We start from the raw sequence: 14,475 nt of genomic DNA, 5'->3' as shown, positions 1-14,475 counted from the left end.
CCTTAACCCAGGATCCAGGCGTTGAAGCGCTCGGTCATTTCGGAACGGTTGGCGCTCCACCAGTCTTCCCGCGCAATGGTCATGACCTTCAGATTGGCCTCGGAGGTGGGCAGGGCGGCAGCGCGTTCTGCCGGAATATGCTCATAGGCCTTCAGGTTCGTCGGGCCGTAGGCGAGGAACTCGGTAAAGAGCGCCTGCTGCTTCGGATCGGCGCAGAACTTGACGAACTGCCGGGCGATATCGGCACGCGGCGAGCCTTTCGGAATGCCCCAGCCCTCGATCGAGTAGAGCCCCTGGTTCCAGCCGATCTTGACCGGCGCACCACCGTCGATCACCGCCTGGGCCCGGGCGTTCCACAGGGCGATCAGGTCAACTTCGCCGCTCTGGATCAACTGGCTCGACTGGGCGCCGCCTGTCCACCAGACATCGACATGCGGCTTGATCTTTTCGAGGCTGGCATAGGCGCGCTCGATGTCGAGCGGGTAGAGTTCGGCGATCGGCACGCCATCGGCCAGCAACGCCTGCTCCAGCGTATCGATCGGGTTCTTGCGCAGGGCACGCCGCCCCGGGAATTTCTCGACATTCCAGAAATCGGCCCAGGAACTCGGACCGTTGGCCGCGTCGAAGTGGTCGGTGCGATAGGCCATGATGGTGGAATAGACGTCGACGCCAAGCCATAGCTCGGTCAGGGCGTCGGGCATCAGCCCGGGAACGTCGGCTGCCGGCAGGTTGATCGGCTCGAGCAGGTCGCGCTTTTCGAGAATGTCGCGGGCGGAAAGCGTCAGCGTGCAGACGTCCCAGCTATAGGACTGCGTCTCGACCATCGCCCGGAACTGGGCGGTCGGTTCGGCGTCGCGGGCAACATTGATAACTTTGATACCGGTCGCCTGTTCGAAGGGATCGTAGAATGCCTTGCGGTAACCGGGGCTGTAGGGGCCGCCGGGATCGGCGACGGTCAGGGTTTCGGCGGCAAATGCGGACCGCGTGAAGACGGCAGGCGCGGCCAGGGCGACGCCCAGGCCTCCGCCGATTTTCAACAGGCTGCGGCGGTCAATCAGTATGCGTTTGTTGCTGGTCATTGTTCTACCCTCTTGTTTTGGATTGCGCGCCGCCTCCCATAAGCGGCCTGGCCCTTGTCAGGCCTTGCTTGCCGCACGCCGTACGAGAAACTGTTCCATCATCCGCGCCGGTTCGCCGGAGGCGTAGGCTTCGCGCTGGATGCGAGCGCCGGCTTCGAGGCAGTCGCGGAAACCAGCCTCTGTCATCTCCCTGAAGCGCTGTTTGTCAAGCCGCATGGCGACCGGTGGCTTGGCGGCGAGTTCACGGGCCAGCGAGAGGGCTTCATCCATGACGTGTTCCTGCGGGACGATGCGGTTGATGATGCCGATGGCCTGGCATTCATCCGACTGCATCAGGCGACCGCTAAGCGTCAGGTCGATGGTGCGGGAAAGACCGATCATCTCGCGCATCATCCACGGGCCTGTGGTGCTGGCGATGCCGGAATTGATTTCCGGCTGCCCCATACGCACGCCCGGATGAGCGACGCGGAAGTCGCAGAGAAGTGCCACCTGAAACGCAGAACCGGCGGCAACACCGTTGAGTGCCGCGATCAGCGGCTTCGACAGCGAGCGCATCGCATCATAGAGCCGTTCCCATTCGCCCACCCACTCCTGCCCGCGGGCACCGTCGAACGTGCGGGTCTCGTTCAGATCCTGGCCTGCGCTGAACGCACGATCACCGGCACCGGTCAGGATAATGGCGCGGACCGTCTCGTCTTCTTCGAACGACGTGAAGGCAGCAACCAGCTGCTGGCGCATCGGGCTGTGCCAGGCATTGAGGATTTCGGGGCGGTTCAGCGTGATGACGCCGACCTCGCCACGCCGTTCTGTCAGGATGAAGCGGTCCATGATTTTCTCCGTTGCAATTAAACAACTATTGCAATGCGATAATTGTTATGTCATAGTGTGATTAGGTTTATTTTAGCTGTCAAGCACCTTTTCCGATGCTTGGCGATTCTGTTATCGATATGTGGGAAACCGCAGGGACCGGGGATACATGGCGCGCAAGGCGAACAAGGCTGCGACAGACGAAAACGAAACGCCGGGAGAAGACCGCGATCCCTTGCTGGTGCAGTCGGTCGAGAAAGCCTTCAGGGTTCTCAGAGCCTTTGACGGTCGCCGCCCGAACCTCAGCCTGTCACAGATCGCCGAGGAAACCGGGCTCGACATGAGCGCCGCCCAGCGCTTCACGCACACGCTCGCCAAGCTCGGCTATCTCGGCAAGAACGCCGATACCAAGCGCTTTGAGCTGACGGTGAAGGCGCTTGATTTCGGCTATCACTACACGCGCGCCAGCGGCTTCGTCGAACGGGGCATGCCCTATCTTCTGCACTTGAGCAAAGCCACCGAAGAAACCGTCAACCTGACCGTGCTCGACGATACCGACATTGTTTTCGTGTCGCGCTTCATGAGCCGTCACGTGCTGAACAACGACGTCATCACCGGCACGCGGCTGCCGGCCTATTGCACGGCTCCGGGGATCGCCATCCTCTCGGGCCTGCCGGAGGAGACCGCCCATGCAATCCTCGAAAAATCGGATCTCTACCCGTTTACGCCGCACACGACATGGGACATCGATGCGCTGAAGACAAAGCTGAAACAATCGGCGACCAAGGGCTACGCCACCGCCTTCGAGGAATATTTCCACGGCGACCTATCGATCGCCGCACCGGTGCTGGATGCCAATGGCACGCCTTACGGCGCGATCAACATCGCGGTATCGCGCAGCCGCTACACGCCGGAGGAAACGGAAGAACGCTTTGCTCCGCTGGTGACCGCCGCGGCGCGCTCGATCTCGCTCGTTGGTGGCGCCCGAAGATAGCTGTTCGACCCAGGTCAATCGCTCATGCGACGCCCTGTGCCGCGTGGATGATGATATCGCCCAACCGGCGGGCACCCGGTCCGGCACCATCAGGATCGGGATAAACCAGATACATCGCGCCCCAGCGCTCCGCCCCTTCCCTGAGCGGCAAGGGCTTGAGCTGGCCTGCGGCCAGTTCTTCGCGGATCCAGTCTTCCGGATACCAGGCAAAGCCCATGCCCATGCAGGCCGCCCGTATGGATGTTGATTTGTGGCTGACCGTGAGCCGCTGTTCAGTCACATTCCAGACGCTATGGCGCACCCGTTGCAGCCCGCTGTCACGGATGACAAGGTGGCGGTGCCCTTTCAGATCCTCCATTGCCAGTTCGCGGCCGATCTGTTGCAGCGGATGGAACGGGGCGGCAGCCGCGATCGCCCGATAGCGCATCAGCACCTCGCCCCTGTGGCCGGCCGGCAGGGTATCGGCGCAGACCGCAAGATCGACGGCGCCCGAGAGCAGCATTTCGTCCGTGCCGCCCATGACGGTTTCGAAAAGCTCGATCCGCGTCTCCGGGTATTCGGCTGCGAACTGGTCCAAACAGCGCAGCAAGAGCCATGTGGGAAACAGCCCCTCGACCGCAAGGCGAAGTTCCTGCTCCTGACCCTTGGTGAGGTTCATCGCCGCGCGCTCCAGTCTTGAGGCTTCGTCGACGAGCGATTTGCCGCGCCGGTAGAGCACATGGCCCTGGCGCGTCAGCAGCGCCTTGCGGCCCTCGATCTCAAAAACCGAGACGCCCAGGCGCTCCTCGATCTGCCGGATCGCGTAGCTGACGGTCGATTGCGACTTGTTCAGCGCTTCCGCCGCCTGCGCGAAGCCTCCCGCCTCGACCACAGCGACCAGAGCCTTCCATTGATCCAGGGAGATACGAGGTGACATACATCTATCCATTCGATCATTTAGCGCTAAAAATCGAACTTTTTTATCGATCCACTGCCTGATTGTATAGCGCCATACAGCAGACAGGAGATCAGCCGTGAATGTTCTCATCGTAACAGCCGATCCACGCAGCCCATCCTTCGCGGCATCGTTGGCAGGGCGCTACCTCGCAGGCGTGCAGAGCCAGGAAGCGCCAACCGTCGAATGGGCAGATCTGTTTCGGGAGGCATTCGACCCGCGGATGACGGAAGCGGATCTGGCGCTTTATCGCGGAGAGGGGCCGGTTCCGCAGGATGTGCGTCGCGAACAGCTACGGGTCGAGCGCGCCGATGTCCTTTGGTGCTCGCCTTCCCTGTCTACTGGTGGTCGATGCCGGCCGTCCTGAAAGGCTGGATCGACCGGGTATTCACCAACGGCTGGGCCTTTGGGGCGGAGGACCGATTTTCAGGGCCACTCGCGACCAAATCCGTGCGCCTGATCGCCACGGGCGGATCAAAGCCTGGCGTCTACGAGAAACACGGCTATCGCACCGCCATCGCCGCGCAGATCGAACACGGGATCTTCCATTTCAGCGGCATTCGCGACCTGCAGACGCATCTGTTTCTCGACGTCGAAAACGGCGACAGGGCGGCCCGCCTGCGCAACCTCGCAACCGCCTTCGAACTCGGGCAAGCGCTTGGCGCCGGACACAGCGCCCGCGCGACCATACCGGCCTCATAGGCGCCGCCCCCTCCCATCAAGACCCTCAACGAAAGGAACGACAATGAGCACCAACACGCGTGAAATCCGCCTGAACAGCCGACCGCACGGTCTACCGACCCCCGCCAATTTCGACCTTGTCGAGACGACATTGCCAACGCCCTTGGCCGGCCAGCTGCTCGTTCGCAACACCTGGATGTCCGTCGATCCCTATATGCGTGGTCGCATGGTCGATCGCGAAACCTACATCCCTCCCTTCAAGCTCGGCGAAGCATTGGAAGGAGCGGCCGTCGGCGTGGTCGAACGCTCGAACGATCCGGCATTTTTAATTGGTGACCGGGTGGTGCATTTCTCCGGTTGGCGCGATCACGCTATCGTTGCGGCGAACGGCGCAACCAAGATCGCCGACGCCGACATCGCGCCGCAGACCTATCTGAGCGCGCTCGGCTTTCCCGGCCTCACCGCCTATGCCGGGCTCACGCGGATCGCCAAGATCAAGGCCGGCGAGACCATCTTCGTTTCGGCGGCAAGCGGCGCGGTCGGCAGCATCGTCGCCCAGATTGCCAAGAGCAAGGGCTTGCGTGTCGTTGCCTCGGTCGGTTCGGCCGACAAGGCGAAATGGCTCATCGACGAGGTGGGTGTGGACGCCGTCATCAACTACCGTGAAACGCCTGACCTGATCGCAGCGCTTGCAGAGGCGGCGCCTGATGGCATCGACATCTACTTCGACAATGTCGGTGGCGAGCATCTGGAGGCCGCGCTGGCAGTCGCCAATGTCAACGCCCGCTTCGTGCTCTGCGGCATGATCTCCGGCTACAACGCCGAACAGCCGCAGCCTGGACCGTCAAACATCTTCGCCGCCATCGAAAAGCGCATCCGCATGCAGGGCCTGATCGGCTCGGATCATCTCGACCTCTCGGCCGACTTCAATCGCGACATGGTCGGTTGGCTGAAGGCGGGTCAGGTCAAAATCCGCGAAACCGTGGTCGACGGTCTCGAAAATGCGCCCTCCGCCTTCATCGACCTCTTCAGGGGTGCCAACCATGGCAAGATGCTGGTGCGTCTGGTGGCGGACGCCGCCTCGGGAGAATAAGGACCTTAGCGGCCCTCCTCGATCTCTCCACCGCCTGCTTTCCGGGCGGTGGAGAAAGTCGATTGGGTTACAGCGGCGTCGGCCGATCTGATCTCCCGACAGACGAAGACCGGCTGCCCATCTTAGCGCAACGGCCTCGGCATTTTGATCATTCCCGACTAGACAGAGCTGGAGCGCCGCTTCACATTCCCTGCCGATATCGGGGCTCGATCGACACGCCCCACCGAGGCGGACACTGGTTGGGATATTGCGCATGTTTTTGAATGGTGGCGAACTGGACGAGATCACCGCGTTTCGGCGTGAACTCCATCGCAAGCCGGAGCTATCAGGCGAAGAGGTCGAGACGGCCAGAATGGTCGCACAGGCTCTGGGGTCGAGCCAACCGGACGCGATTGTCACTGATCTTGGCGGGCATGGGGTGGCGGCCGTTTATCAGGGAGCGACCCATGGTCCGACCGTGATGATCCGCTCCGAACTCGATGCCTTGCCGATCGAAGAACTCTCCACCCTGCCCCACCGATCCGAGATCACCGGCAAGGGACATCTCTGCGGACACGACGGCCACATGGCAATCCTGATGGCGCTCGCCAAAGGGCTCTCTCGGAAAAGACCGGCGCGCGGGCGGGCGATCCTGCTTTTCCAACCGGCCGAAGAGAATGGTGCCGGTGCCGCCGCCGTGTTGGCGGATCCTAAATTCGAGCCACTGAAACCGGACTTTGTGTTTTCGCTGCATAACTTTCCCGGCCTACCGCTGGGGCACGTTGCGCTGGCCGAAGGGCCGGTCAATTGCGCCTCGCGCGGCATGAGGATCGTGCTTTCGGGCAAGACCGCGCACGCGTCCTGCCCGGAAGATGGCGTCGCCCCGACCTTCGCCATGGCTCATCTCCTGAGTGAGTTGACTGCACTTGGCGCCGGCGGTTCGCTCGATGCCGATTTCACGCTGGTAACCGTGACCCACGCGCGCCTCGGCGAACCCGCCTTCGGCATCAGCCCCGGCCATGCAGAGATCTGGGCAACATTGCGCACGCTGACGGACGAGCGGATGGGTGAGCTGGTGAGGCGTGCCGAAGCTCTCGTCCATAAACATTCGACGGCCGGCGGGCTCACATCGTCGATCGCCTACGAGGATATCTTCCATCAGTGCAGCAACGCGCCGGCGGCCGTCGACCATTTGCGCCGCGCTCTTGGCGAGGAGCGGATTGGCCACGACGCAGGCCCGACCGCCCTGCCGATGAAGGCATCGGAAGATTTCGGCCTTTTCGGCCGCGTCGCCCCGTCAGCAATGTTCTTCCTCGGTGCAGGTGAGGACCACCCTCGCCTGCACAATCCGGACTACGACTTTCCCGATGCACTGATCGAGGTGGGCGCCCGCGCCTTCATGCGGACGATCCGCAACCTGCTCGGCTGATTGCCGGCAGGGAGCAGCAAGCGGCATCACGGCCGCGGCCAGCGTCATTGGGCATTCGATGCCCCCCGGATCAAGAACTTTGGTCCGGATCGCCTGTAGGACTATGCCGAATAATCGGGCTGCGCTGCGATCTTTGCTGCCCGCCGTCGACCGTGGCACCGTCGTTCAAGGATCAAGAGCTGACGCCTGAGTTGACCTACAAAGCCGAGGCGAGCCGAACATCCGGTCAAGACCGTTTGCCGCCCGTGCAACTGCGCAACCGGCTACAATATCCCCCAACCGCGGTAACGCCCCCTGCCGGTCATTTCCTTGGCCCCAAGTTCGCGGACAAGATTGAGCGCGCCCCGCTGGGTGACGCCGACATGACGCGCCACCAGCCCGGCGGAAACGATCGGCCGAGACAGCAGAAGCTCGATCAGGCCCGGCAGGCTGCTATTTGAGCGACGGTCGCGCACGCGCATTTCCATCTGGGTCTTGGCGAGAAACAGTCGATCCAACTCCTTGAGGCCAAGTTCGCCGGTGAGAACCAGAGCCTCCAGAAACGCCCTCAGCCGAACCTCCTGATCTCTTGCACGACGCCGTTCGTGGCGAATTGTCTTCAGGCCCGTATGGAAGCTGATGAGATGCGACGTCACTTTACCACGCGCGCGCAGGTAGGCGCCAACGAGCAACCCTCCCAGCCAATGCTGCCTGCGAAGCGGCTCGATCTGCTCCCAGGCATCGAAGAGCATCGCCGCGCCAAGGCAGGCCGGCATTCGGTCCGCAGCCGCAATCAGGGATCGCCACGCCTCGAGCCGCGCGCCCTCGTCCCATTCGTCATCGAAAAGCAGCCCCAACTGTCCCTTGGGCTCTGAGGCGGACGGGCGCTCTGTCCCCCCAAATCCGCTGTCACCGACTTCATCCGCCTGTTCATCGAGCAGACGTTGCGATCGCGCGATCGCCGCATCGATCTCCGCGAACTCGAGGGAAAGCGGATTGTCGTCGTCATCGCCGTCAGCGATGACATTATCGTCATCCGCCGTCCCCGGCGGAACGCCTCGGTCCATCTCGATCGACGGTGTCTCGCCGCCGACTTGTTCGCCGCGAAGGACCGCCAGACCGGCGGACGATAGCGCCCAATCAGGGTCGGACAACCAGATCCTCCGGCGCGCGCGCAAGACAGCATGCGCGATCGTCAACTCGTGTGTCGGCGCACGGGCATCCATATGCGCATCATGCAGCACCAGATCCTCGACATGGACCAACTCGCCGGCAACCCAGAGGGCACCGGCCGCGTCGAAGAACTGACCACGCTCGCGAAAGCCTTCGGCGACGGGATGGCGTCCGGCACGCTCATCCAGCCGCGCGAGGCGATCTTCAGCCTCGATCGTTGCGGAAAACAGCGTCTGCAGCACTAATTCCGGGATTTGGTATCGCATTACAATCACACGCTATTTCTGGCAAACGGAAGGAAAACGGAGAGTTTTCTTCCGACACACATGACATGCCGTTTTAGCGGATACCGGGATGTTTGTCGTCGGGTTTCTGCGTTGACCAGTACGGAAGGCTAGAATGGCCTTCTTAGCGCTTAAAATGAGCGCAAACCGGATTCGAATCGACGAATTCGACCATCACATTGTACGCTCTTGAGGGCCATTCGCAACGCAGGAAGGCCAGCATTGCCAACATAGCAGCATTTCCTTTCCATTCGGCTAACGTCTCGAAAGACGGTCGTGAAGGGATTTTGGTCATCGAAGTCGACAGGTCAGGCCGGACAGGATTGCGGACGGATAGCGGTTCGAGAAGAAGCCATAATCCCAACCAGCATTGCAGGTGGGGATGCCAGACGAACGTCTGCGTGTTGACAGCTGTCAACACTCGTCTATGCGACAGATGGCCCCTGCCCTTCTCTGGGCCGAAAAGGCATTGCGCAACCTATCACGCAGGCGCTTTCTCGCTCTGGCGAAACTAACTCGCCTTAGCATCGCGAAGGGCATGGCGCCCACGCAGCGGCTTGCGTTCGTTCATGCTGCCGAATGTGTAGGAGCGACACTTTCCGACAAAACGGCCCGTCATGCGTTGACAGCTGTCAACATCGGCCCCGCCAGGGGGTAACAACAAATTCAGGCCAAAGACCAATCACATCTATCGACGGTTCATAAGGCAACCCTCCGGCATGTCCGGAGCCTCAATGCATTAGAACTTTGCCAGATCGCGTTTCGCCCCGTCACACCCCGAGCGCGCGGGGAAACTCACCCGATGCAATGCCTGACAGAATAATGCTCGTCTGAAGGTGCGGTTGGGCAGCTTCATGCCTGCACGGCCTCAGGACGCGGTTGAGGTTGTGGACCGCTTGCGGGTGTAGACACCTTGCAGCCTCAGCGTTTGTGCCATCTTTCTGCCGGGGACGACAGGAGCCGGTGGGGCAGTCCTTGATCAGAAGTCCGCGAACTGGACGACCCTCTCGTCGATAGAGGTTAAGTGTACGGATCTGCAGCGGGCTGGTGGTTGTGGTATTTTCCATTCGGATGGCCTGAGGTGAAACCGTTGACAGCTGTCAACTCACCAAGGGACCGATCTAACGTTGCCCGTCGCAAGCCGGTACTCAGCGCCGCGCACGCTGCAATTTGGCAGGGATCGGGATCGGCTGCTGCGAGGTGTTGGACCCGGCAAACTCGATCTCAACATCCTGCACAGGTCGGCCACCAGTCCGCCTCATTGGACATTGATTGCCGAATGAGGCGCACAACTAGCCGCAGTTGACAGCTGTCAACGTCCGTCGAAACAGCCGCGTTGGTCTAGCTCAGCTGGCTAGCGCCATACTGCCGGGATTGGCACGCAACAACGCCATGACCATCGGCCCAACCACGAACTCCTGTCGCATAGATCGCCGCGTCAGGTCCCGCAGGTAACCACCGGCAGACGCGATGTGCGGCGAGCGCTGGAGGATACATGCCAGCACCGTCGCGGCCGCTTCTGGGCCGAGCACCCGGCACGCTTCATCATGCGCTCCCTGACTGACATTGAGCATGGAACGGACCACAGCGGCAGCCACCATCAGATCACGCCAGGACTGCACCTTACCGCCAGGACCATAGTCGACGATATCAGGGCAGGCTTTCAGCACGGTTGATAGCGGGAAGGTTTGCGGAGGTTGATGCGTTTTACCCCGTGTCACCTCCGGTGTTTCGGTCTGGGAGGCCGCGTCTGTTGCAATTGCCGTCCGATTGCTCGCCTGCACAACGGCCATGCTGTCGGACGTTTGGCGTGAGTTCGAGAACGTCACAGCGTCACTTCCAAAGCCCGGTTCAGATTCAGTAGAAGAGTCTGGATGTGAACTCTGTATGTGGCAGCCATTTTGGCTATCATTGGTGTCCGAAATTTTTAGATTTACCAGTTTTTCCAATTGGTTGAGCACTTCCGCGCGCAACGCGTCCAGTTGCTTGAGCACAGGCTCGATTTCAGCGAGGCCAGGTTTCCGCGGAAGGGTGTCGACGGCGAGAAGATAACGGCTTTGAAGGTTGTCCCAGTTGGAAGTTTGGTCGGTTTCGCGCAACACGTCTATGAGCTTGGTCAGATCGCGACGGCAAAGGCTGAGACGCTCACGGGCAAGCTGCGCCTCCTGTCGGGCCAGAGCGACTGCGGCTGCGGCCGTTTGCAATTCATGGGCGCGTGCAAGCAGCGGTGACAGATCGAACCCGAAGGCGTCGCCGATGGCGCCCTTTGTATCTCTACGGGCGTAACGCTTGCCATTTGGGCTATCCTTGCGAAGGATAAGGCCGGCCTCCACCAATGTTGCCAGGTGGCGACGCAGTGTGGTGCCTGCCATGCCATGGGTGCGCAGGGCCAATTGGTTGTTTGATGGAAACACCACCAACCCCTTGCCTGACGTCAGCTCGACCTTCGGGTAGAAGCTGAGCAGCGCATTGAGTACGGCCAAGGCACGGTCGGACACGCCGACGACAGCCTTGGCTTCACAGACGGTCCGAAACAGTTTCCATTTATCGATCGGCTGCTGCGAATCGATTTCGCTCGCGATGACTTGGCTTGCGAACATGCCAAGCGTCATCGCGCGCCGCCCGAAGGGCGTCGTCACATTTCCACGCTCCATCTCTCTTCACCTTTTCAAAGGCAAAAGAAGTCCGTTCGCCGAAACGACGTTAAAAACGCTTGACAGTGATTCGCGGAAATGGGATTCTCTAGTTGCTACACGAGAGAAGGGTTTCCGCTGCGCTAGTCGTTCGGAAGCCTTTTTCTTTTGCTCTGTTAGTCTCCTGTTTCCTCTTGATATTCGAGGTACAGAGATTTGAGCCTCTGCCTCACGAAATCTGCAAAACCGGGCGCCACCTTCTTGTTGAAGGAAAGCGTCGTTTCGCTGTTTGTTTCTCGGATGCGCACCGGGCGCGTATCATCTGGCGCCACCCAAGGAACTGCCTGGCTCCGGGCCTTCACAGTGCTCAGGAAGGAAAACAGCGTCTCAAACCGTTGATCGCTCTCCCTTGCCAGGAATTCAGTGCGCCCTAAGAACGCGTTGGTCTTGATGAGCTCATCGTCGTTCTCAACAAGCTCTGCAAGCTCCGCCCAGCGCCGCCGTCCGATGGCCGGCGCGGCACCGATTGCCTCGATCACATCGATGGGTAGCCGGCGCACGATCGCAATCATCTTCGACAGGGCCGCCTTGTCGACGCCAAGCGATGACATGATGACGTCACGCGAGAATTCGCGGTCTTCGAGACGGGTGGCGAACAGCGACCGCTCGATGAAGGACAAGTCCGTGCGAGCGTTGTTTTCCTGCCCTTGCGAGATCACCAGCTGTTCGTCGCTGAGGTCACGGACGACAGCTCTGACCTTGCTGCCAAGCTCACGCGTGGCGGCAAGACGACGATGGCCGTAAGCGACCTGATAACGCCCGTCCTCGTTGGGATGCGGGCGCACGAGGATCGGCACCTGTTGTCCGTGATCCCGGATCTGTTCGAGCAGCGAGCGTTCGACATCGGCCGCGACGCCGAGGCGATCGACGACGAAGGAAACGTCAACCAGATCCGGGTCGAGCTCTATCACCGCCAGGCCTTCTGCAAGCTGGCGTTCAAGTTCTTGAGCTCGCTCCACCTTCTGCGTGATGTTCGACAGAGACCGGGTGATGCCGCCGATCGGGCTGTGTGGTCGCTGGCCGGGATCGAGGCCGATGATCGGCCGTCCGGCCAGCGGACGATTATCCTCGCCATCTGCAGCATGACTGTCTGAAACACCGATCAGGTTCTTGCGGGCCATGGGTTACTTCCTTCCCCACACCTTGCGCAGGAGGTCCTCGATCTCGCCATTGACGAGCGTCAGGGAATCCATCGCGCGGTCATAGGTGCCGCGGACAAACTGCGAGCGTTCCACCTCATATAGCGTTTGCTTGGTCACGCCGGCGTCGGAAACGGCCGTCGATTTGACCATGGCGTTGTGCAGCATGCGATTGCCGAAGATGGAGCGCATGAAACCGGTCATCTGGCTTTGCGGACCGTCATTGGGTTCAAACCGGGTGACGAGGTAGCGCATCCAGTCATAGCTGGTCCGGCCGCCGGCGTTCTCGACGACGCGCATCAATTCGCTGGTCATCGAGAGAAACTGGGACATGGACATGACATCGAGCATCTGCGGGTGCACGGTGATCAGCACCGATGTCGCCGCGCACAGCGCCGACATGGTGAGAAAGCCAAGCTGCGGCGGGCAATCGATGATGACGATGTCGTAAAAGCTCTCGATATCGGCCAGCACGTCGCCGATACGCGCAAAGAACATGGTTTCCGCCGAACCGCTGGTCATGGCCTTCGGCGTTTCGTGCTCGAATTCCATCAGTTCGAGGTTGCCGGGGATCAAATGCAGATTGGGCAAATGGGTGGAACGGACAATCTCTGCGATCGGGCGAGGGTTCTCATAGCGAATGGCGCCATAGATCGTTTCCGCCTCGCCAACGTCCAGTTCCGGCTGGTGACCGAACAGGGCCGAAAGTGAAGCCTGCGGATCAAGATCGATCGCCAGCGTGCGGTAACCGCGAAGTGCGAGGTATTGCGCAAGATGCGCCGAGGTGGTCGTCTTTGCCGATCCGCCCTTGAAGTTCATGACCGAGATGACCTGCAGCCGCTCGTCGCCGCGGCGATGCGGAATGTATTTTCCCGACTTGCCACCTTCGTCGAGAACACGTCGAATGCGCTCGATATCCGAGATCGCATACATGCGGCGTCCATTCGGCAACGGCTCGGGCCCATGGCCCTCCGAGGCGATCTGGCGCAGGTAGCCTTCGGCGATCCCGATAAAGGCGGCCGCCTCGGCCGGACTGAAAAGTCGCAACGTCTTTTGCGCTTGCGGCGGGAAGATTTTCTTCTGATGCTGCTGGAGTTGGTGCGCAAGTTCCATGGCATCGGCAGCCAGGAGCGTTGGCAAATGCTCCTGTACATCGAGGCCGTGGATTTTCTGCTGCAACATCGAGTTCTCCAAAAACTGCGCAAATATTGTCATATCGAGGCAATATGCGCAGATGCACTATGATCCGATTCGGCCTGAATGTACAAATGGATAGCCGAATGGCCGTGTTGCCGGCTCAAGCAACGGAGGGCGCGCAATGGCGCCAGTTGTCCGCGGACAACTCGTGCGACGGCCGACCAGGTTGTTAACATGTCGGCCCGATTCCAACCAGCAACTACAGCTCCCCGCGAACGGCGCGCGCACCTGTTTTGCAGCCGAGGGGGAGAAGAACGCTGCCTTGATGCTCCATCGCAAACTGTGGCTATTAAAATATGGATTTAGTCGACTATTGACAGCGAGTTGAATTGTGGCAAGATCGTGGTGCGATGAGGATGATGTCAGGTGGACTGGAAGGGATGCAGCATGTTCTATCTCGGCGGGATGACACTTGGTTACCTCGAGCCGCCAGCGCCGAAGGCCGTCGTGCAGTCGGTAAAGCCGCGCATTGAATTGACGCCACACGAACCGGCTGACGATCGTGAGCGCGATCGCGATCAGGAATGGGCCCGCGCCTTCCTGACGCCCTGGCATCTGTTTTATTGATACGACCCTGGTTGCCCAAAATGTGCGGTGGCCAATGCAGCCGTCGCATAGGGTCCGGCCCGAACGCCGCTTTGCCGCTGGACCTTCTTTTGATTGCGTCTCCTCGTTGCGAAACAGGGAGCTTATGACGCGCCCAAAATGATTGGCCGTCAACGTTGACAGCTGTCAACCGCCCGCGCTCTTCTTGTCCAAGAAGCGATATCGAGCCAACTCGGCGGCAACGGCTGAACGCTCGGCTTCGAATAATGCCGAACACGAAAATAAAGCCATAAATTACAATAAGGTAGTATGGTGGAGGCCGGCGCCGGAATGGGCGAGCCGCGGGGCAGTTATCGCCCAGCTTGGGGTGGACGCCGCCGAAGTGAGGCTGATCTCGGCAAGCGTCATTGGTGCTGCCGTTAGCTGTGTCGCGAGGATTTGCGTCCGCGGTTGGAAGTGCGTGCGCCG

13 protein-coding genes are annotated in these 14,475 nt (G+C 60.6%); 6 read left to right on the top strand and 7 right to left on the bottom strand.

Features of this window, described 5'->3' with window-relative positions; all coding sequences use genetic code 11:
• Positions 1-2 precede the first annotated feature (2 nt).
• Together IB264_RS21450 and IB264_RS21445 are read right to left on the bottom strand one after the other, a co-directional pair.
• Positions 3-1,079: a polyamine ABC transporter substrate-binding protein gene (locus IB264_RS21450; RefSeq protein ID WP_025429644.1), complete on the bottom strand. Its 1,077-nt coding sequence runs from the start codon at positions 1,077-1,079 to the stop codon at positions 3-5.
• A 57-nt stretch (positions 1,080-1,136) separates the two neighbouring features.
• Positions 1,137-1,907, bottom strand: coding sequence for an enoyl-CoA hydratase/isomerase family protein (locus IB264_RS21445; protein ID WP_057223756.1), 771 nt, complete (start codon positions 1,905-1,907; stop codon positions 1,137-1,139).
• A gap of 148 nt (positions 1,908-2,055) precedes the next feature.
• On the opposite strand from IB264_RS21445, the gene IB264_RS21440 reads away from it, so the two are divergent.
• Positions 2,056-2,880: an IclR family transcriptional regulator gene (locus tag IB264_RS21440; protein ID WP_025429642.1), complete on the top strand. Its 825-nt coding sequence runs from the start codon at positions 2,056-2,058 to the stop codon at positions 2,878-2,880.
• 22 nt (positions 2,881-2,902) lie between these two features.
• On the opposite strand, the gene IB264_RS21435 is transcribed toward IB264_RS21440, so the two are convergent.
• Positions 2,903-3,796 carry a LysR family transcriptional regulator gene (locus IB264_RS21435; protein WP_057223754.1) on the bottom strand — a complete coding sequence of 298 codons (894 nt, stop codon included), beginning with the start codon at positions 3,794-3,796 and terminating at the stop codon, positions 2,903-2,905.
• A gap of 97 nt (positions 3,797-3,893) precedes the next feature.
• Here IB264_RS21435 and IB264_RS34460 point away from each other — a divergent pair, with 97 nt between their 5' ends.
• The 4 genes from IB264_RS34460 to IB264_RS21420 all read left to right on the top strand — a co-directional run bounded on the left by IB264_RS34460 (position 3,894) and on the right by IB264_RS21420 (position 6,996).
• Positions 3,894-4,181, top strand: coding sequence for an NAD(P)H-dependent oxidoreductase (locus tag IB264_RS34460; protein ID WP_200954014.1), 288 nt, complete (start codon positions 3,894-3,896; stop codon positions 4,179-4,181).
• Entirely contained in the window at positions 4,136-4,516 is a 381-nt protein-coding gene (locus IB264_RS34455) for an NAD(P)H-dependent oxidoreductase (RefSeq protein WP_200954012.1), read from the top strand. The genes IB264_RS34460 and IB264_RS34455 overlap by 46 nt, the downstream gene beginning before the upstream one ends.
• A 43-nt stretch (positions 4,517-4,559) precedes the next feature.
• Positions 4,560-5,588: an NADP-dependent oxidoreductase gene (locus IB264_RS21425; RefSeq protein ID WP_057223750.1), complete on the top strand. Its 1,029-nt coding sequence runs from the start codon at positions 4,560-4,562 to the stop codon at positions 5,586-5,588.
• A 253-nt stretch (positions 5,589-5,841) separates the two neighbouring features.
• Positions 5,842-6,996 carry an amidohydrolase gene (locus IB264_RS21420; protein WP_057223748.1) on the top strand — a complete coding sequence of 385 codons (1,155 nt, stop codon included), beginning with the start codon at positions 5,842-5,844 and terminating at the stop codon, positions 6,994-6,996.
• 263 nt (positions 6,997-7,259) lie between these two features.
• Here the strand turns inward: IB264_RS21420 and IB264_RS21415 are convergent, their stop codons facing one another.
• The 4 genes from IB264_RS21415 to repA all read right to left on the bottom strand — a co-directional run bounded on the left by IB264_RS21415 (position 7,260) and on the right by repA (position 13,446).
• Complete coding sequence (locus IB264_RS21415; protein WP_025429638.1) at positions 7,260-8,414, bottom strand: RHE_PE00001 family protein; 1,155 nt, start codon at positions 8,412-8,414, stop codon at positions 7,260-7,262.
• Between the two features lie 1,364 nt (positions 8,415-9,778).
• Positions 9,779-11,086, bottom strand: coding sequence for a plasmid replication protein RepC (repC, locus tag IB264_RS21410; protein WP_057223747.1), 1,308 nt, complete (start codon positions 11,084-11,086; stop codon positions 9,779-9,781).
• Positions 11,087-11,241: 155 nt separating this feature from the next.
• Positions 11,242-12,246, bottom strand: a complete 1,005-nt coding sequence (repB, locus tag IB264_RS21405; protein ID WP_057223744.1) for a plasmid partitioning protein RepB — start codon at positions 12,244-12,246, stop codon at positions 11,242-11,244.
• 3 nt (positions 12,247-12,249) lie between these two features.
• The gene (gene repA / locus IB264_RS21400; protein ID WP_025429634.1) at positions 12,250-13,446 is read right to left on the bottom strand and encodes a plasmid partitioning protein RepA; all 1,197 of its coding nucleotides are present in this window, start codon (positions 13,444-13,446) and stop codon (positions 12,250-12,252) included.
• A 381-nt stretch (positions 13,447-13,827) separates the two neighbouring features.
• On the opposite strand from repA, the gene IB264_RS21395 reads away from it, so the two are divergent.
• On the top strand, positions 13,828-14,028 hold the full coding sequence (locus tag IB264_RS21395; protein ID WP_244497436.1) for a hypothetical protein: 201 nt from the start codon (positions 13,828-13,830) through the stop codon (positions 14,026-14,028).
• The last annotated feature ends 447 nt before the right edge of the window (positions 14,029-14,475 follow it).

The organism is Ensifer sp. ENS11 (assembly GCF_014851895.1).
In the GTDB taxonomy this organism is placed as follows: Bacteria; Pseudomonadota; Alphaproteobacteria; order Rhizobiales; family Rhizobiaceae; genus Ensifer; species Ensifer canadensis.
The sequence above is the reverse complement of the archived record's forward strand: the minus strand, read 5'-3'. Positions and strand labels throughout refer to the sequence as shown.

Excerpts from the sequence above, each read along its gene's own strand:
- IB264_RS21415 (WP_025429638.1), bottom strand. The coding sequence starts at position 8,414 with ATGCGATACCAAATCCCGGAATTAGTGCTGCAGACGCTGTTTTCCGCA.
- IB264_RS21420 (WP_057223748.1), top strand. The coding sequence starts at position 5,842 with ATGTTTTTGAATGGTGGCGAACTGGACGAGATCACCGCGTTTCGGCGT.
- IB264_RS21445 (WP_057223756.1), bottom strand. The coding sequence starts at position 1,907 with ATGGACCGCTTCATCCTGACAGAACGGCGTGGCGAGGTCGGCGTCATC.
- IB264_RS21425 (WP_057223750.1), top strand. The coding sequence starts at position 4,560 with ATGAGCACCAACACGCGTGAAATCCGCCTGAACAGCCGACCGCACGGT.
- repA (WP_025429634.1), bottom strand. The coding sequence starts at position 13,446 with ATGTTGCAGCAGAAAATCCACGGCCTCGATGTACAGGAGCATTTGCCA.
- repB (WP_057223744.1), bottom strand. The coding sequence starts at position 12,246 with ATGGCCCGCAAGAACCTGATCGGTGTTTCAGACAGTCATGCTGCAGAT.
- IB264_RS21450 (WP_025429644.1), bottom strand. The coding sequence starts at position 1,079 with ATGACCAGCAACAAACGCATACTGATTGACCGCCGCAGCCTGTTGAAA.
- IB264_RS21440 (WP_025429642.1), top strand. The coding sequence starts at position 2,056 with ATGGCGCGCAAGGCGAACAAGGCTGCGACAGACGAAAACGAAACGCCG.
- repC (WP_057223747.1), bottom strand. The coding sequence starts at position 11,086 with ATGGAGCGTGGAAATGTGACGACGCCCTTCGGGCGGCGCGCGATGACG.
- IB264_RS21435 (WP_057223754.1), bottom strand. The coding sequence starts at position 3,796 with ATGTCACCTCGTATCTCCCTGGATCAATGGAAGGCTCTGGTCGCTGTG.